At 39.9% G+C, this 18,456-nt stretch carries 18 protein-coding genes; 5 read left to right on the forward strand and 13 right to left on the reverse strand.

Annotated features, from left to right (window positions below; genetic code table 11):
* Positions 1-175: 175 nt before the first annotated feature.
* Genes NQ117_RS24115 through NQ117_RS02825 form a run of 3 tightly spaced genes read left to right on the forward strand, consistent with a single transcriptional unit; the run spans position 176 to position 965 of the window.
* Positions 176-355 carry a Ku protein gene (locus tag NQ117_RS24115; protein WP_375163044.1) on the forward strand — a complete coding sequence of 60 codons (180 nt, stop codon included), beginning with the start codon at positions 176-178 and terminating at the stop codon, positions 353-355.
* Positions 356-363: 8 nt separating this feature from the next.
* Positions 364-675, forward strand: a complete 312-nt coding sequence (locus NQ117_RS24120; RefSeq protein ID WP_375163014.1) for a Ku protein — start codon at positions 364-366, stop codon at positions 673-675.
* A 20-nt stretch (positions 676-695) separates the two neighbouring features.
* A complete protein-coding gene (locus tag NQ117_RS02825; RefSeq protein WP_258276497.1) occupies positions 696-965 on the forward strand; it encodes a Ku family protein in 270 nt (89 codons plus the stop codon).
* A gap of 960 nt (positions 966-1,925) precedes the next feature.
* Here NQ117_RS02825 and NQ117_RS02830 read toward each other — a convergent pair.
* Genes NQ117_RS02830 through NQ117_RS02840 form a run of 3 tightly spaced genes read right to left on the reverse strand, consistent with a single transcriptional unit; the run spans position 1,926 to position 3,521 of the window.
* The gene (locus NQ117_RS02830) at positions 1,926-2,582 is read right to left on the reverse strand and encodes a GAP family protein (protein WP_258276498.1); all 657 of its coding nucleotides are present in this window, start codon (positions 2,580-2,582) and stop codon (positions 1,926-1,928) included.
* Positions 2,579-3,355 carry a MerR family transcriptional regulator gene (locus NQ117_RS02835; protein ID WP_258276499.1) on the reverse strand — a complete coding sequence of 259 codons (777 nt, stop codon included), beginning with the start codon at positions 3,353-3,355 and terminating at the stop codon, positions 2,579-2,581. The genes NQ117_RS02830 and NQ117_RS02835 overlap by 4 nt, the downstream gene beginning before the upstream one ends.
* Before the next feature lie 25 nt (positions 3,356-3,380).
* Positions 3,381-3,521 (reverse strand): hypothetical protein, encoded by a 141-nt coding sequence (locus tag NQ117_RS02840; RefSeq protein ID WP_192023747.1) that lies wholly within the window; start codon positions 3,519-3,521, stop codon positions 3,381-3,383.
* A gap of 270 nt (positions 3,522-3,791) precedes the next feature.
* On the opposite strand from NQ117_RS02840, the gene NQ117_RS02845 reads away from it, so the two are divergent.
* Positions 3,792-4,370: a DUF4097 family beta strand repeat-containing protein gene (locus NQ117_RS02845; protein ID WP_258276500.1), complete on the forward strand. Its 579-nt coding sequence runs from the start codon at positions 3,792-3,794 to the stop codon at positions 4,368-4,370.
* Positions 4,371-4,520: 150 nt separating this feature from the next.
* On the opposite strand, the gene NQ117_RS02850 is transcribed toward NQ117_RS02845, so the two are convergent.
* The 8 genes from NQ117_RS02850 to NQ117_RS02890 form a co-directional block, all read right to left on the reverse strand.
* On the reverse strand, positions 4,521-7,139 hold the full coding sequence (locus NQ117_RS02850) for a metallophosphoesterase (protein ID WP_258276501.1): 2,619 nt from the start codon (positions 7,137-7,139) through the stop codon (positions 4,521-4,523).
* 404 nt (positions 7,140-7,543) lie between these two features.
* A complete protein-coding gene (locus NQ117_RS02860) occupies positions 7,544-9,676 on the reverse strand; it encodes a serine hydrolase domain-containing protein (RefSeq protein ID WP_258276502.1) in 2,133 nt (710 codons plus the stop codon).
* A gap of 41 nt (positions 9,677-9,717) precedes the next feature.
* Positions 9,718-10,650 carry an alpha/beta fold hydrolase gene (locus tag NQ117_RS02865; protein ID WP_258278148.1) on the reverse strand — a complete coding sequence of 311 codons (933 nt, stop codon included), beginning with the start codon at positions 10,648-10,650 and terminating at the stop codon, positions 9,718-9,720.
* Between the two features lie 295 nt (positions 10,651-10,945).
* On the reverse strand, positions 10,946-11,959 hold the full coding sequence (locus NQ117_RS02870; RefSeq protein ID WP_258276503.1) for an alpha/beta fold hydrolase: 1,014 nt from the start codon (positions 11,957-11,959) through the stop codon (positions 10,946-10,948).
* Positions 11,960-12,194: 235 nt separating this feature from the next.
* Positions 12,195-13,574: a sensor histidine kinase gene (locus tag NQ117_RS02875; protein ID WP_258276504.1), complete on the reverse strand. Its 1,380-nt coding sequence runs from the start codon at positions 13,572-13,574 to the stop codon at positions 12,195-12,197.
* The gene (locus NQ117_RS02880; RefSeq protein WP_258276505.1) at positions 13,571-14,245 is read right to left on the reverse strand and encodes a response regulator transcription factor; all 675 of its coding nucleotides are present in this window, start codon (positions 14,243-14,245) and stop codon (positions 13,571-13,573) included. Before NQ117_RS02880 ends, NQ117_RS02875 begins: the two co-directional genes overlap by 4 nt.
* A gap of 102 nt (positions 14,246-14,347) precedes the next feature.
* Positions 14,348-14,653 (reverse strand): hypothetical protein, encoded by a 306-nt coding sequence (locus NQ117_RS02885; protein WP_258276506.1) that lies wholly within the window; start codon positions 14,651-14,653, stop codon positions 14,348-14,350.
* A gap of 158 nt (positions 14,654-14,811) precedes the next feature.
* The gene (locus tag NQ117_RS02890) at positions 14,812-15,189 is read right to left on the reverse strand and encodes a VOC family protein (RefSeq protein WP_258276507.1); all 378 of its coding nucleotides are present in this window, start codon (positions 15,187-15,189) and stop codon (positions 14,812-14,814) included.
* Between the two features lie 353 nt (positions 15,190-15,542).
* On the opposite strand from NQ117_RS02890, the gene NQ117_RS02895 reads away from it, so the two are divergent.
* Positions 15,543-17,012, forward strand: a complete 1,470-nt coding sequence (locus NQ117_RS02895; protein ID WP_258276508.1) for an amidohydrolase family protein — start codon at positions 15,543-15,545, stop codon at positions 17,010-17,012.
* Between the two features lie 256 nt (positions 17,013-17,268).
* On the opposite strand, the gene NQ117_RS02900 is transcribed toward NQ117_RS02895, so the two are convergent.
* On the reverse strand, positions 17,269-17,778 hold the full coding sequence (locus tag NQ117_RS02900; protein ID WP_258276509.1) for a PCYCGC motif-containing (lipo)protein: 510 nt from the start codon (positions 17,776-17,778) through the stop codon (positions 17,269-17,271).
* Positions 17,779-17,838: 60 nt separating this feature from the next.
* Positions 17,839-18,321 carry a YfbM family protein gene (locus NQ117_RS02905; RefSeq protein ID WP_258278149.1) on the reverse strand — a complete coding sequence of 161 codons (483 nt, stop codon included), beginning with the start codon at positions 18,319-18,321 and terminating at the stop codon, positions 17,839-17,841.
* Positions 18,322-18,456: the final 135 nt, after the last annotated feature.

Below are 18,456 nucleotides of genomic sequence, written 5' to 3' on the forward strand. Positions count from 1 at the left end.
TATACATAAGTCATAGATAAAAGTGGTGTAATTTAAAGTGGTTATGTAGGGGAGATCTGTATAATTCATAACCAATACGGGAATAATAATGATATAAACAGGGAAGGGTAGATAGGTTATGCACACATTGTGGAAAGGTGCACTAAGTTTCGGTCTTGTTCATCTCCCCGTAAAGATGCACGCAGCAACTGAGGATAAAGATATTTCAATGAAACAAATTCATAGAGCTTGTGGTGTACCAATTTCATTGCTTAAAACGTGCAATCAGTGTAATAAAGAACTTGCATCTACAGATCTTATAAAGGGATATGAATTTCAAAAAACCAATATGTTTTTTTTGAAAAAGAAGAATTAGATGAACTTATGCCAGAAGTAAATAAAGAAATAAGAATTGTGGATTTTGTGAGTATCGAAGAAATTGACCCCATATACTTTCAAAAAACATATTATCTATCTCCTGATGGCCGAGCTGATAGAGGTTATACGCTTCTAATGGAGGCATTAAAAAATACTGGGAAAATTGGAATATGTCAAGTATCAATTCGTACGAAAACGAGTCTAGGTGCAGTCAGAGTTCTAAATAACTGCCTTGTCTTAGAAACACTGTATTACTTTATTACTTTGATGAAGTTAGACCAATTGAAGAAGTTCCTAATATACAGACAAATCCGGTAGTTGATCCTAGCGAGTTAAAAATGGCGCAATCTATTGTTCAGCATCTTTCAGTTTCTTTTGAGCATACCAAGTACCAGGATGACTATAGGAACCGGCTACAACAAGTGATTGCGAAAAAGATTCAAGGGGAAGAAATACTAAAAAATGAGGTTGCTCATCCAAAAAGTAATGTTCTTGATTTAATATCTGCACTTCAGGCTAGTCTAGATGCTTTAGATAATAAAAGCAGCTCAAAGTCAATAAAACCAAAGGGGAAACGAAAGAAGGAACAAAATAGCATGATATCGTAAACTAAAAGTAGGACAGTGATAAAAAGCGATCCTGCTTTTGCAATAAATAGAGTAGAAGTGAACCTAATATATATTAATCCTCTTAAACCTACTTATTTCGTTGGATAAATTCCGAAGGTAGGTTATTTGTTATGCAGTCACCATGTACATTTAAGAAATACAATCATAAGTGTTCATTGAGACGATCACTTATGATTGTATTTGGGTGGAGATTTGATTTAAGTATAATGTGCTTAACTGACCAGCATAAAAACGTAAAGAAGCCAGACAATGAAGTTTAAGGTTAGCTATAATTCTTAATATGATTCTTAAAAGGAGATTGCACACAGGAATGTCGTCAACTTCTTGTCATCCGACACATATGAACGAGAGTTGTAGTATAAGGGCTTTTCATTTGAATATGACATGTGTACAAAATACGGGTTTTGTGAAACAGTGTTAAGTGGCTTAAAATAGACCCTCGTTGATTGGCTCTATTTTAAGCCACTTTTTTAATTTATGCGTTATGCGTATATCTATGTTGTTTACCATACCATCTTTATCTTTAATTAATGCTGGCTGCTTTAGATTTTTTCTACGTTTTGTTTCAACATTCATGTAGTTTTGTATGTAACGTTTCACGTAAATTTATAGATTAACTCTGATCATTTATTCGTGCTGCACACTGGCTGATGCTAAAATCTTATTGTTCATCATTTCATTTTTGATTTGAGCTTTAATCTGAACTCGCTTCATATAAAGCCATTTTTCAGACTTAATTATCATTAAGCTTGCTTCAACAGTTTCAAAATCTTCTTTTTCGAAAGCGCTTACTTTAATCGACTATATATTGGGCCACTCTAGTATTTAGAATAACCCAATAATAAGCATCAACATACATCAATAGTTCTTTCACATATACTTACTCTTGAATTTACACGTACTACACGCGCTCTAATAATCCCTCCGATTCACGATGCATTACAAATAATCCACGCTATAAAGCATTAATAGCACGCCAACAATGCACATGATCCACGAAGCTACAGAACTAGAATTTTTAGTAAATTGTTTCTGCATGTATGTTAATGGCCTCTGTATGGCTCGACCTAAAAGTACATATAACAAGTACAAAATCAATGCCGGGAGCACCATGACTACATTATAAGCTATTAAAACCGGGAACCACTGATACCAGACTACTCCTGCATTCGTCATAAGCGCAATTGCCGTGAAATAAGGAAATGCCGTTCCAACCTCTACAAGCGATGTTGTAACTCCTAATGCTACCATTGCAGATTTGCTCTTTGACTTTGGATTTGTTATTCGTGACTTTTTGCTCTTGGGAACATAAAAACTCCAAACAAACAAGATCCCACCTACAATAAACAGGAACCAGCTAACTACACGATTCTGTAAAAACGATGAAAACACTTCAAAAAAGATACCAAATCCAATCTTGAGAGCCACACCAACACTAAAATAGAATCCAATCACGGTCATTAAATAAATGATTAGTCTCGATCCTAATTTCTCTTTTTCAGTGAGAAGTAAGTAAACGGTTACGCCTAATATGGCAGGACTCAGAGTATCCAAAAGGGACAATCCACCAATCATCACCAACAGCTCGGTATTCATGTTCCCTCACCTAATTGAGTGTCTCTTTCTCCATCGCTGGATATAAAAATCTCGTATGCACGCTCCATATATTCCAGAACCTCCGGCTGAATGGGATACAAACCAAGTTGTTCAGAAGAATCTGGACATTTTCTCACTTCCCATAGTTTATTAATAAATTCGTCTTCATTTTCAAATTCCTCTTTTTGTTTTTCTAGCATTCTTCTTATCACATTTTGAACACATGGTGATGAAGGTTCCTTACATGTATGGTATTTGGTAAGCAAACCAATGAGCCCTATCCACTCCATGGATTCAGGATTTCCACCATTCATATTGGGAAGGTTTCTCCATGATTCAAGCTCTACATCACTAAATATGGCTTTTTTGTAATGCTCACGTCTCTTCTTGTCCTGCATCGTTAACTTGATCAGCTTCTGTATTGCCCCTTCCTGATTTCCCTCCTCAACCGTAATACCACTTAGTAAGGTTCGTATCGTTTGCTCCATTTCTCTTAATCGTGCTTGTTCGTCCAATATATAAGTTAATTGTTTGACTAACCCGGCGTTCCAGTTCCAATCCGGTTGTGTCAGCATCTCTTTAATATCTGAGATTCGATATCCCATGCTTTTATAAAATTGGATCTGCTGCAGCTTTTGAAGATCTTCTTCGGTATACAGCCTGTGACCACCTTGCGTTTTAGCGGAAGATGCCAGTAATCCGATTTGATCATAGTAACGGAGCGTTCTGGCGGTAGTATTCGTTAGATTCGATACTTCATTAATATGAATCATTGTATAAATGCCTCCGTTTCACAAATCACTTTTCAAACATCGTAAATTTAATTAAATAGCCTACTCCAAGGCCAATGCATACTGCTGGTAGTGGGTTGTCGATCAAAAGGCCGATTCCTGCACCAATGATTACACATCCGTATATAATCATGTCATCTTTCTTCATGCTCACACCCCTTTTTTAATCACATTTGCATCCAAAGTATAGTAACAAAGTTTATTATAATAAATGACGTAACGTCAGTTTCAAGGTTTAATTTAGATTTACATAAAAAAAATGATTTAGGGCTTGAAGTTGACGCAGCGTCATCAGCTATAATGTCAAATCATATATAGCTGAGGTGATACTTTGAAAAAACGGTACAGATTCCCCCTATTGGTCATCATGTTATTTTTGATTAGTGCGTGTTCTTCTGTTGAAAATGAGGAGACACAAATGGTTTCACTAAAGGATATACAAACCATTTATATCAATCATGGAAGTACAGCACTTCATGTTAGTTCCTATGATGGTGAGGATCTTAAGACCTCCTTTATCGCTTATGATGACGGTCCAGGAATCAAACTCGACAAAAGTAAAAGTGAACTCAACATATCCTTGAAAAGTGATATTAGCCGAATGTTAAACCTCAAAGATAAGCCAGAACTCTTCGTTCAAATACCTTCACAATACGAAGGAAGAGTCATCATCAAGGGTTCTTCAGGACAAGTTAATATTCAGGATACGAACGCAGAAACGCTTGAGGTCAGAGGGAAAAGTGGCAATATTACGATGGATTTCTCAGAAATAAAGAATCATATTGATATATCTGCAACTAGTGGAAATGTCCTGCTGAAATTAGAAAGAAAAGATTCCAATGCTAACTGGCACCTTCAAACTAGCAGCGGGAAGCGATCCATTGCTTTTCCATTAGATAATCATACATTTACAAATAAAAAAACAGAGGGTCAAACGGGAGATGGGACCTATTCCGTACAAATGAAAACATCATCGGGAAATATAACAGTTAAATAATTCACTGTTCAACAAGCTTCATAATCGCCGCCGTGAGTACCATTTTGCTCGTTGAAGCTATGCCATACGTTTCCATGAAAATATCCGCACAAAAAATACTGCCCTATTTAGTCAATAATGACATCACAGGGCAGTATCGTAGAAAGCTAGTTAATTAATCGTGCTAACTTCGACAGGGTCGGAATTGAATCTCGTACCAACAGCTTTGATGATGAATTCATAATTCATCGTCGAATTAATATTGTTTACAGTAAAGCTGTATTGTGTTTTACCTGCCACGACCGGAATATATTCACTCCAGTGTGTGGACACCTTGTCATTTTTCTCGTATAGTCTAAAACCTCTTACAGGTTCTGTACTTGCTGCAGGAGGGCTCCATGAAATAACTGCTTTGTTCCCATTTCGTACAACACTAGCATTCGTCACGGTCTCTGGCTTAACGTCGGTTCTCCTGATCCCATATTGATCATAAGCTTTTACTCCATTGTTACCTGATCCTTCGTCAGCAATTGCTGCTGTATAAGCTGTAAATGTAAGCACTTGATCAGATACATAAACGTCGGTAAACATTTTTTTGTGAGGCTGTAGATTTTTAGCCGCAAAATAATCGTTATAGCCAGGATACTTTGTATAAAATTTATTTCCGAATGCATTAGACATCAGATAGATGGTACCCTTAGGATTAATTGCATTACCTTCACTGTCAAACGTAATTTGTGAGGCTGGAACAACTTGATCATTGTACATTTGGAACGATCTCATATACATATGATCGTGAGCTTCAAACACCATATCAATTCCCATTTCATCAAAGGCAGGGATAAGATGCTTTTTGTAAAATTGAACACGTTCATCTTCATATTTTCCTGAGTTATCTCCTGCTCCATAAGGAGCTTTGTGGAACGCAACGAATTTCCACTTCTTATTACTCTTTGCAACGACATTTTTCATCCATTTCACTTGGTCCAAATATTGTTGATCTACCCACCGCACGGTTCCGTCACTGGCAAGTCCTCCATCGTATTGAGAATTAAATATGAGGTACAGTGCATCACCATATTCAAACGAATAAACAGAACCTTCATCAGTACCGGCTACAACTTGTTTGGGCAAGTTAAAATGATTATAGAAGTTATTGTTAGGTGTTGTCGCATCTCCAGGATAATCTTGAACCTCATGACCTCCGAGCACTGGAACGATAGGGACTGTTGTAAGTTCATTCTGCGCTAGACCCAGCATCCACTGCCATTGCTCCTCTAGATCCCCATTGTCTACCAAGTCACCTACATTAATAAGAAATTTAGGATCGCCAATTTTTATTTTTGCCTTCTTGAAAGTGTCCGCCCACGGTTCAAAACCTGACCGACTTGAGGCTTGAGAATCAGAACCGGCAATGAAATGGTATGGCTGATTTATTGCCGAATCTGTAGTGAAGGAACCGATCTGGCTCCAGCTGTTTGACGATCCGTTACCTACCCTGTATTTATAAGCTGTTCCAGGGGTCAAATTGTTTGCGATAGCTTTATGCGTGTAATAATACGTTTTCTTTTGAGTAGCTCTGTCTCCTTTGACCACGTAAGTACCAATTTTTTCAGAGCTACCTTGATAGGTAGTCACTCCAATCTCCGGAAACACACCACCCTGTACTGCAGAAGCCTGAACGACTTGAACGACCGTATCTGTCATTACATCGGTATACCAGGCGAAGGCTAAGCTTGTTTTCGGGTCTCCGTTAAATGTCATATTAATTAATTTGGGGATAACTGGTGGAGAAGTCGAACTTTGAACGGCAAAACTCCAAGATACATCCCGAATAAGAGGTAAATCATCTTGCCCTTTAATAAGTTCCTTCGGTACAAATACCGTATAAGTCTGTCCATTTACAAAATTGGGGTGATTGATTTTTAACGTGTTGTTATTTATAATTTCAGACGATACATTGCTTAAAGTAATGTTGTTACTGTCCTTGATGGTGGCAGAGTATCCTTGAGCGATACGAATCGGCTTATTGAATTTCACAGTAACTGGACTACCCACTGCTACATTTACTGCACCGTTCACAGGATGAAGAACCTCATCTATCGTTGGAGTACCCGGATTTGTGCCTGAGATTCGGCTTCCTTTTACAATAACATCTTTAAATAAGCTTGAACCATAAGGTCCAACAGCAGCATTACTTGGATTCGTTGCTTTAGTAGAAGTAACGAGCCAGCGAATATACAATAAATCTTGATTACTTGAGTTAAGCGGAGTATCCTGCAGTTTACAGTTCGTGCAGTTAAAATTGCTCGTTATTAACGTAAGCACACCATTTGGTACATCCGTCCATGATTGATTATCTGTACTAATTTGAACCTTGAAATCCCGAGGGCCTGTTCCTGTTGAAGTTTGCTGAGAAGATAAAGTGATATTCTCATAATTTTTCGTTGATAACGTAGCTAGCCAATATTTCGTGTTAGCTCCATTATTCCAGCCTTGATATTTAATACTATGGTCAGTTGACACAAGCGCCTCGAAATATGGACCACCAACTGCACGAATGGTAGAACTTTGCTGATTCACACCAGATGAGGCCGGAATAATTCCTTGTGTTCCCGCGCTGGTAAAATTCCATTGGGCAATAACCTCACTACTCGGTATGACCGCTGTCTCGACTGGCTGTTCATTTGTACTAGCTGCTCCTATTACATGGAATGGAAACAAAATTAGAACGAGTAGAACGGAAAGGGCCGTATGTAATCTCATTTTCAACTTCTTTTTAACCTTCATGCTCGTTACCTCTTTTCCATTTTACTTGACGTTTCATTTGCAATATATTGCAGTATCGAACCTCCATTCGACAGAACAAGATGATACCATCTTGATGTATTCTTCTGCTCATTCATTGGAAATATATGCTTATTTGCCATTGGATATTTCATGTATTTTTCGAAGCATTTCAAGGATATTCTTTCGCAAGAAAAAATCCGAGTACAGGGCATTATATAATGTCCTGTACTCGGATTTTTGTTCATTTATAAATATACCTTTCTAATTCCACGCAAATGATCAGCTGCACGTTCTCCGCCAGTTGAACCATAGCTTGTGATACCAGTTTCCTTATTGAGCCATCCAATGAAAGCTGTATTAAGTGCATATTTTGATACACCTATAATACGGTTATACTTTTTCTTTTACTTTTTCAATGTAATAACAAACTTAGAACCAGCCTCGCCTGCAAATACGATACGGCCATTCTCCGGTAGTAAGACCTCATTCTTACCGCTCACTACCGTGTAATTTATACAAATGCCTGCTTGATCATATACCGCAAAGGAAGCATTGGCAGGCATCTTAACGGACATGACCTTTCCTTTAGCAGCTGCAGGCACTGCAAACCATTTAGCATGGCCGTTCGCCTGAATCGTTGTCGTAGATTGTGCACCCGAATAAATCGGTTTTACAAGCTCTTCACTACCGTATAAATGACCAGCTAGTGTAAAATACTCAACTCCATTCTTCTTAAAGAAGTTGATTTCCATCGAATCTCGACCAGCCATCGTAGGGAGTTGCAATTTGTTAGCTGCTTTGTTGGCATCCAAAATCTTATTATTTAACACATAGCCAGGTGCATCTTTACTCATCTGAAATTGTTGAACCGCCCCACCGTTGAAATAAAACATCGATGAGTATTTCTCACTTAACAAATAATAATTTTTATTCTCGCGATGTTTCCATATAGCCAATACATCTTGGACTAATTCATTCGGTTCTAGCTTCTCTGCGATATATTCTGAGAACGCTAACTGACCAAGCCCCGATATAGATAAATAAGAGCGAGACCACAAGTAAGTACGTCCATTTTTCTCAACAACGAACTTGTACTTTTCCGTACCCTTCTCGTTTACAAAAGAACCATCTGCCGTGTACGTATACTTTCGGACAGGAATGTTCGGAGCGGTAATCGTAGATACTGTCAATTCGCCGCCTCCAGGATTCATTTCCACCTTCAGTAACGAGCCTGAGGTACCTCCATAAATGCCCGCATGCTGGGATAATTCCTGCGGCATATCCGCCTTTATGGGCACGCCATGCGACTTCTCCGGCTTCTGTTCCTTGATAACACCTTTCTCTTGTAGTGCGCTAAGCAGTAGTTCCTTTGCCAACAGCTGATCGATTGCGCTGACGCCACCTGAAGAAAGTACCGCCGCCGCCATATTGTATTCCGGAAGCACGACTAATGAGGAATGATAAGCTGCCGTATCTCCACCTTTCGTAAGCGCCTTGATACCATATTGGTTGAATGGGAACAAGCTCACGCTATCCCAACCTAACCCGTATGATAGAGAAGAATCGGCGTCTGGTGACCACATTCCCTTCTTATACTCGGCTCGTTCCATAGCCGTTACCGACTTACTAGAGAGAATATCATCCGCATCACCCGTGAAAATACGAGAGAATGTAGCGATATCTTCAGCTGTAGAGTAAATACCGCCAGATGCAATAACATTATAATTTTCGGTTGGGAGTTGCCCCTTATAATTCGCGTGATAGGTCCCTGCAAGTGCTGCTGGATCCAGATGATCCTGCGGTGTTTTCGTATGTTTCATATCTAGCGGCGCTGTAAAATACTTGTGTATAAAGGCTGTAAAGCTCATGCCGCTAACTCTCTCAACCAATATTTCAGCTAACGAAAAACCAACGTTATTGTATACAGAGAACGCACCTGGATCAGCTTTTAAATCCTGTACTTCCAATTCCTCTAACAATGTATCATGTGCATGCGTATCATTATCATTAAATAATGTAGCATTGGGGCCGATATATCCATGAAGGCCTGAAGAGTGATTCAGCAGCATGCGTGGGGTAATCTGCTTGTAACGATGGTCTTTCATTTTAAAGTCGGGCACATATTTTACAACGGGCGTATCTAAATCTACCTTCCCCTGATCAACTAGCTTCATAACAGCTGCAGCTAGTACCATTTTGCTCGTTGAGCCTATGCCATACATCGTTTCTGTAGTAAGTGGTTGCTCACCCTTTATGTCGTTTTTCCCTGTATGCCCAGAAATAACGATTTCGCCATGATCGATGAGCGCATATTGCACACTTGTGATACCGTACTTTTCTGTTAGCAGCTTAGCTTTCTCGGCTGCTATTTTCTTAGTTGTATCAAAGGATAAAGATTTGCTGTTCGTAGTAACTTCTGTGGCCATCGCAGACATTGGAGTGATCATCGTTATCACAAGGGTTAATGCGACGATTGAAACTAGGACTCTGTTTACACTTGCACCCAACTTCATTTTCACGACTTCTATTCGATTCATTTACATCGTCTCCTATCCTCATCTATTTAGTAGAACAGGCTTCATGATTGTATTTCGTTCATAAAAGCCCTGAATTGCTCGCCGATTTCTTTTGATTGGGTATGATGCAAATAGTGTCCGCCGTCTAATTTAATCAATTTACCATGTTCGGAATCCTTGACTTGCGCTTCGTGCAAAGGTATCCAACCTTCAACAGGCGGATTATTCCCTTGTATAAATAAAAGGAGAGGAAGATCCTTGGGAAACGTTAACGAATGTGCCCCTTTAAAATTAGTAGAAATATGCTCCATTTCGTTTAAAATAGTAGTTTCGTACGCATTTTTAAGCGAAATCATCCTCATTTGCTCTTTTGTTCGATCATCAAATGGTAGTCCATCATAGGCATCACCACTTACATTCATCATCAATCTTAGGAGACCTGATTGCTTGAGGAGTTTAAACGTTTTTATTGGGAACGTAACATCCATACCCGGTTGTGTTGGAACACTAGTATCAATACCGACAAATGCCTTCACTTCGTTTGGATATTTGTGCACATAATCAAGCCCGTAAATGCCTGCAATGGAATGACCCATTAGTATGTACTGGTCAATATTAAGCTGCTGCACTGCTTCATGAATTTCACTTACAATATGGTCTGTAATGCGCTCTTTTTCGGTCCCATCGCTTAATCCATAACCAAAAGGCTCGATCACGACAACTTTGTAAAATGGAGATAGTTCTTCGATTAACGGCTTAAAATCAAGTACTGGTGATCCTGTACCATAACCAGGCAGGAGCACAATCGTTTCTTCACCTTGCCCTTCAATCAGAACATTCATCTGTTTTCCGTCTACAGGTATCAACTGTCCATAGGATTCTATTTTTCCTTGCTCTGATTTACTGCTTATGATATTAACGGTAAACACAATGGCAAGAAAAATTCCGATTATGGCAGCTATAACACCTATTGATTTAAGTATAATTCTAAGCATTTTTCTCAATCTCGTGTCCGGCCTCTTGTTTATCGCTTCTCCTTTTAGTTCCACTCTCATCTTCTCCTGTTCTTATCTGTATTGGGATACTTATCGGATTACTAAGTAAAGCTTATCTGACGAAGATGTACTCCTCATGACCGCAATATGAACGGAGTATGAACAAGCAAAAAATGCTACGGTGTCACATGCAAGGAAGCTTGCACATGAGCCGTAGCATGGGATAATACGAGGACCGTGTTTAGATAATGCGAATGAGAGCATGTTGTTACATCAAATAGGTACAAATAAACTTTCATTTAAAAAATGATCTACTGTCTTGCTTTACTTCTTCCATAAATGCCCTGAAGTTTTCAGCGATTTCTTTTGCTTTGGTATGGTGTAAATAATGTGTTCCTTCAAATGTCATCACTTTACCATGTACAGAATTTTTTACTTGCTCTTCATGTAATGTTGACCATCCTTCAATTGCTGTACGATCCGGTTGTAAAAAGAAAATAACAGGAAGGTTTTTTGGGAATGTTACATTTTCAGCTGCTCTAAAATTAGGAATCCTATTTTCTATTTCATTCACAATGGTGGGATTTCTAAAGTTTTTGTAAGAAAGAATTCTCATTTGTTCTTTTGTTTCATCATCAACTGGTAGTGCAGCGAATGGGTCAGTACTTAGTTTCATTATCAATCTCGCTAAACCTGATTCTTTGAGTAGTGTAATTACTGAATTTGGTATTGGGGATTCAACAACCTTATCACCGTATTGCTTTGGAGCACTGCTATCAATCCCGACAAATGCACTCACTTCGTGTTCATATTTGTTTACATAATCTAGTCCGTAAATGCCTGAAATGGAGTGACCCATTAGAATATAGCGGTCAATGTTAAGACTCTGTAAGGCTTCATGAATTTCACTAACAATATTGTCTGTGCTTCGTTCCTTATCCGTTCCATCACTTAATCCGTAACCAAAAGGCTCAACCACTACGACTTTGTAAAATGGTGATAACTCTTCTACTAGTGGCTTAAAATCAAGCGCAGGTGTTCCTGTTCCCAAACCCGGTAGTAGCACGACTGTTTCTTCGCCTTGTCCTTGAATCAAAACATTCATATTTTTCCCATCTACTGTTACGAACTGACCATAAGGTTTTATTTTTCCTTCCTCTGATTTACTGCTGATCTTATCAACGACAAAAACAATGGCTAGAAAAACGACGATTGCTATCACTAATGCTGCTACTATTTTAAGTAAAATGATAAGCCATTTTCTCATCTTATTAGCTGGTTTGTTGCCTGTAGTTGTGTCCAAGTTCATTTTCTCCACCTCTCGTATTTTCACACACATCTGCTCCTATCGTTATCTCTATATTGGGCTGCCTTAACGGGCCGTGAAGGCAAGCATATACGACGAAGATGAACTCACTCTGACGTCAATATGAACGGAATATGAACAAACAAAAAATGCTACGGCGTCACATGCAAGAAAACTTGCACATAATGCCGTAGCATGGAGAATACGTGTATTTCGTTCATACAATCCAAATGACATCCTATGAATCAATCTGGCCTATGGGCGTTGTAAGTGGCAAGGAGACAATGACGGTCGTTCCTTGGCCGGACTCACTTTCCACTCGAATGTCCCCTTGATGGAGTGATACGATCTGTTTAACGATGGCAAGTCCCAACCCACTGCCTTCATACTTGCGATTATGGGAGCGATCCGCCTTAAAAAACCGCTCGAAGATGCGTTTTTGGTCCTCTAAAGAAATACCAAGCCCAGTGTCGGATATGCGGACGATTACGTTTTTAATATCTTTTTCGATGCTGATGTTAATAACACCACCATCCTTGGAAAACTTAATACTATTACCGATGATGTTTGTCCATACTTGGTTTAATAGATCATGATCAGCCACTAGACGAACAGCCTTTAAATGAAGATCGAAATGGACACTGCGAGCTGACCATTGGGGCTGAATGGCGATGATGGCTCGCCTAATCTGTTCATCAAGGCTGAATGTGGCCAGCTGTAGTGACTGTGACTGCGATTCAAGCAAACTCAGCTTGAGCAGGCTATCGCTCATTTTAGACATCCGAGCTGCTTCCGAGATAATAATATCAAGATAACGGCTTCGCTCATGATCTGCGACGTCTACTTGCTTGAGCGCTATCGCATAACCGGATATCGAAGTAAGCGGCGACTGAACTTCGTGCGACACATTCGTTACAAATTCCCTGCGCATCTGCTCAAGCTGCTGCAAATCGTGCATCATTTCTTCGAAGCTGCGAGCCAACGTACCTAACTCGCCTGTTTGCTTTATATTCAACTTGACGTTGAAATCTCCACCTGCTATGTGCTTGGTCGCTTGTGTCAACTTCTTAATCGGTCTGACGAGGAACATAGCTGAAACGAGAATTAATAGACTTCCTACGATCAACGAATAGGTTGAAAAGTTCAAAAGCCACTTGATGGCAAACGAGCTGGAAGGGAGCGCAATTGGTTCTATAAATATCGCTTTCGTTTCTGTATCAGTTTTCAGCGGCATCCCTAAGAGAACAGTAGATACACCACTCGGATTGGCTTGAACAACTGCTCCATCCAGGACTCTTTTTATTTGCTCCATCGATACCGCGACAAGATTATGTCCGTTAAGCTCTCCGTAAGACTGGAACTCGCCCGTCTCTTCGTAAATTCGAATATGATAGGATTTGAGCTGATTCATTCCACTTACGAATGTGTCGGCTTCATGTAACGGTAATGTCTCGTAAATCCGAACGATGTCCTGACCAAAGTTAAGTAAAGGGATTTGCAAGTTTTCGCTCAATTTATCTTCAAATACCCAAACTGCCACAAAAAAGGCAATGATCGTGCCCCCGATTACGGAAACTAGAAATGTCAGGACAACACGTGTATATAAGGACCTAATCATTCGTACACCTCAAGCCTGTAGCCAAGCCCACGCACCGTTTCGATACGAAAATTGGGTGTAGTCGCGAACCGTTCACGCAGACGTTTAATATGTACATCTATCGTTCGTTCATCTCCGATATAATCGATCCCCCAAATTTGTTCGATTAACTGCTCACGCGTGTAGACTTGTCCAGGTGATGCAGCGAGTTTATATAGCAATTCGAACTCCTTGAGCGGCAGCATGAGCAATTCCTGCCCCCTTACTACCTTATAGCTCTGTCGATCAAGCGTAATGTTACCCAACTGGATTATCTGCGTGGTGCCAATCTTATAGCGTTTCAGCAGTGCCTTAACGCGGGCCATCATTTCCAGCGGATCGAACGGTTTCGTCAAATAATCATCCGCCCCAAGCTCGAATCCTTTCACCTTCTCCCATGTTTCGCCTCTTGCAGTCAGCATAAGTAGTGGAAGATCCGGATTTGCTCTTCGCAGCTCCTTGCATAAAGCCCAGCCATCCATAATCGGCATCATAATATCGAGTATGACAAGATCAATTTGCCTTGAGGCATAAATAGCTAGTGCTTCCTTTCCATCCACGGCTTCGGCGATTTCGAATCCATCATTGCGTAGAAATAAACAAACCAACTCGCGAATGTTCGCATCGTCATCAGCAACCAGTATCGTAGGCATTCGTCCCCACTCTCCCTATTCTCTATCCTGTATTAAACTGACCAGTATTCTAAATATTTTACTTTGCTAGCCAAATAAGAAATATGTATATATATCAAACACTTAAAACAAAAACTTATAGCGGAATTTATCTGGATGTTTAGACATCCTAGATTTCATTCGTTGTATAAATTTCTCTCTCTCTTTTTGATCTTCCGAAATCAATTTTCGGTACTTACTACCTTTAAATGGGGCAGAAAACAGCTCATCATCAAGTAAAAATTCTACAAAGTCAGGTCTCATCTCGCAAAGTTCATTAAACCAAATCTCCTGTTTTCGCATTCGTTTCATGATGCGTTTCATTCGAGCTCTAAGGTACGTAACCATAATTAAATCTTCAATAACTAACTCCCATAAAAACGTCCACATCTCTGAAATCTGCTCCTCTAACTTAAGTAAAATAAGATGTACCAATTTATTATTGTTTACTCATATATTCATCCTTTAAATATAGCTTACCACACCTACTAATATCAAAAAACGCCACCACACAAAGTGGTGACGCTTCAATCTAACGAACCTTCAAATTACTTCTTTTCCATAACCGCAAAATAGTTTTTCTCATCGTCAGCAAAGTTGAATACACGGCCCCCAGGCAGGCTTACAACATCACCAACCGTAACACCTTTTTCTTTGAAGCTATTGTACAATCCATCGAAATTATCGGTAAATAGCATGATGGATGGAGTGCCTACATTCATATCAGGCTGCATTTCAGCGACCATTTGCTTGTTGTGAAGTACGAAGCTTGTTTGTGCTCCTTGTGACGGTGCAACTTCAATCCAACGCATAGGGCCTTGGCTCTCCTCCGTAACGACGATAAAACCTGCCTTTTCTGTCCAAAACTTCACAGCTTGGTCCTGATCATTTACATACAGCATAATTTGTCCAATTTGATTAATCATCTTGTACACTCCCTAGAAATCGAATAACAGCTATTATGCCCACAAGTCATACGACGTAAGCGATAAACCTTGGGCCATATCAAGCATAACAATGCTATTTAAGTATAATCAAATTACGAGATCGCAGACAAGCGCTAATGTAGGAGTATGGATGCTGCTTTATTTTCCTTGATACATCGATAACTCCACTTACCTACTGAGCCCATCTACTGTGTCATAAATGACGTGTAATACGAATCTAATGACAGCTCGTCACTATGTCATATGACGGATATGATTGTATATTCACCCTGTAACCACGAAGCGACTGATTGGCATGCAGCCGTATCAGCAATCAGAAAGGGTGTATCATTTTGTACAAAAATCAAGGAATTAAAAACAGTATCGTGATGTTAGTCGTTATCATGATATCCGGGCTACTCGCGCAAACAACCAATGCCTTACTCAATCCCCCTAGCCCGAAAGGAAAAAACAATCTTATCATTCAAGACGTAACCATTGTGGATGTGAAGACAGGCAAGCTTACACCAAAGCAATCGATTGTAATTACAGGCAACAAGATCACGCGTATTGATGACTCAGTAGATATCGATGTTCCTGACGATGCTCGTATCATTAAAGCTACTGGAAAATACGTCATTCCTGGACTATGGGATATGCATGTTCATATGGAACATTTTATGGATAGTGCGGTTCCTCTATTATTAGCAAATGGTGTAACAGGTGTCAGAGAAATGGGCACTAGTCTGAATCATGTGAAATTGACGCAAAACATGCACAATAAAGGTACATTAATGCCACGCATTGTCTATTCCGGGAAGGTAGCCAATACATTTCCGAATGAGGAAGCACCTGGTCATCATTTTAATTTAAAAACAGAGGCAGAAGCTCGTAAAGCTGTCCAACTGCTGAAGCAGCACAAAGTGGATCATGTAAAAATGTACACTAATATATCTGATAAGTTATACGCTGTAGTATTGGATGAAGCAAAAAAACAGAAGCTGCCTGTTGCTGGTCATCTGCCACTTACGATACGAGCAGATAAAGCTTCTAATGATGGCATGAGGAGCTTTGAGCATCTGCATGGCATGCACATCGCGACAGCATCACAAAAGTCAGGCCTCTTCAATCAATTTGTTAAGGAAGTAGCAACGGGAGCTCTAGATAGAGATCATTTGCGCTATTATGATTATGAAATCAAAGCAGCTGCGTATTACAGTGCTGGTGATTCACAAAAACTGTATGAAACTTTCAAACAAAACGAGACTTACCAAGTACCGACAATGGTCACGATGACAAGTGTAAATAAGCCAACTCCTGATCAACGGATAAAGTATGTTGCACCATCTATCCAGAAGCAATGGCTTACAGGGATTAAAAGAACTCAAAGTAATAAAAGAGAAGTGAAGTTATTGAACCAAATGGTGCAAATCAATTCGGATTTGATCCGTAAAATGAATCAGGCAGGAGTTCCTATTATGGCTGGCTCGGATGCCACATACATGATGCCAAACTTATACTATGGCTTTAGTCTGCACGAAGAATTGCAGCTGCTAGTGAAAGCGGGATTAAGCCCCCTGCAAGCTCTGCAATCTGCTACGATCAATCCAGCTCGTTACTTAGACAATGAGGAGAATCAAGGTACGGTTGAAGAAGGAAAACTAGCGGATCTCGTTATTTTAGATGCTAACCCATTGACGGATATTCATAACACAACTCGCATTCATGCTGTTGTAATGAATGGACATTTGCTAGATCAAACTAAGATCAAGAGTATGATAAAGACGTATCCTGTCATAAAAGAGTTCACACAAAAGAAGTAAGAGAAGGTATGACGCACAATCTATGTCCAGTACCCACTTTTTCAGATGAAATATCTTTCTATGATGATAAAGTTTTATCATAAATCGCGGGTTTTTAATCAAAAACTTTAGTATAAACTTAAATGTTCATTTGTATATCTATTTTATATCCAAATCATAAAAAAACTCCTGATGGTGTCACAACCTTCAGGAGTTTTGTGTCCAGTTATAAGAAGGGATATGCTTCTCCACTTATACGATCTCACTATCGCATGCACTATACACTAGGCATCGGTGTTGGAGTTGGTTTCGCGTAGCCTTCTTTGTATTTCTTATCGATCTCAGCGCGAATTTCCGTTAGAGAAGCACCATCTTCATGCATTTTGGCTGTTATTAATGCTGTTTCTATGCACACTCCACAGCGAGTTCCGTGATCATCCCATACGACGGAATCTTCATTAATTTCTTTGATGAAACAATTCAAGTTGTTATTATGCCCCGCACTTTCACCACAGCCACAATAACAAGGTATGTAGTCCAATTGCTCTGTAACCTTAGCAGCAGTCATGTAAGCCGTACGAACAAGTTCAGGCTGCTCGTCCAAAAATGCTGGCAGTTTCGCTAAAGAAGCGGTCGTTTCCTGTAAATCTCCATTTGGCGCATGCTGCTGATGACCTTCTGTATGGCTAGCATTCGAATTGTTTGAATTCGTAGAGCTGCTGCAGCCTGCAAGTAAGATGCTGAGTCCAAGGGCAAATACACCCGCGAATTTTGCGATTCGATTCATGTAGACACTCCCTTATCAAATATAAAACCTATTATATCATGAAAAATTACCCAATCTAAATCAGAAAATGTAGAAAATGAGACCTTTGCCCTCGGCTGCAGTGTGGCTATAGAAACGCCGGATATCGTTAAAATTCTGAAGCATGTAGGCAAAGAACTCGTCCGCATCCTCGTCTGAAACAGTTCCAGGCTCAAGCGGGTATACCTCGTCCTTGACCATAACCGAGAAATCATACCTCAAGCGGAGCTGCGCTTCATCCAACTCAAACATCGCCTGAAGCGCTTCTGCAACTTGCTCGGCACGTAAGGAAAACGCACCGAATGAGCCAAAGTCGATGCCTTTGTCTGACGTCAGCGGAACAACATAGCCAAGAGGAGGCTCTCCATCGGCAATATCTCCACAAAGTAAGTAGTGAATCGCCTCCCAGGATCTATCAATACCCAGTCCAGGATAATCGTCTATTTTCAAACTCTTTAATGCAATGTCGCCTGCTGCGATTTGCCGCACCAGGTTGTCATCCATAGCAAAGTAATATCCCCGCATCGCCACGTCGTTATCCTTCTTTCTGTTTTTAGTAGTGACTATACTTCCCTATCAAAATGTAACATCTGGGAATTGTGTATTTCAAGGAACATTGTACCCATGTTGCCGTCAGGACTTCTTACGGGGTGATCAAAA

This window comes from Paenibacillus sp. SC116 (genome assembly GCF_024733555.1).
GTDB lineage: Bacteria > Bacillota > Bacilli > Paenibacillales > Paenibacillaceae > Paenibacillus_B.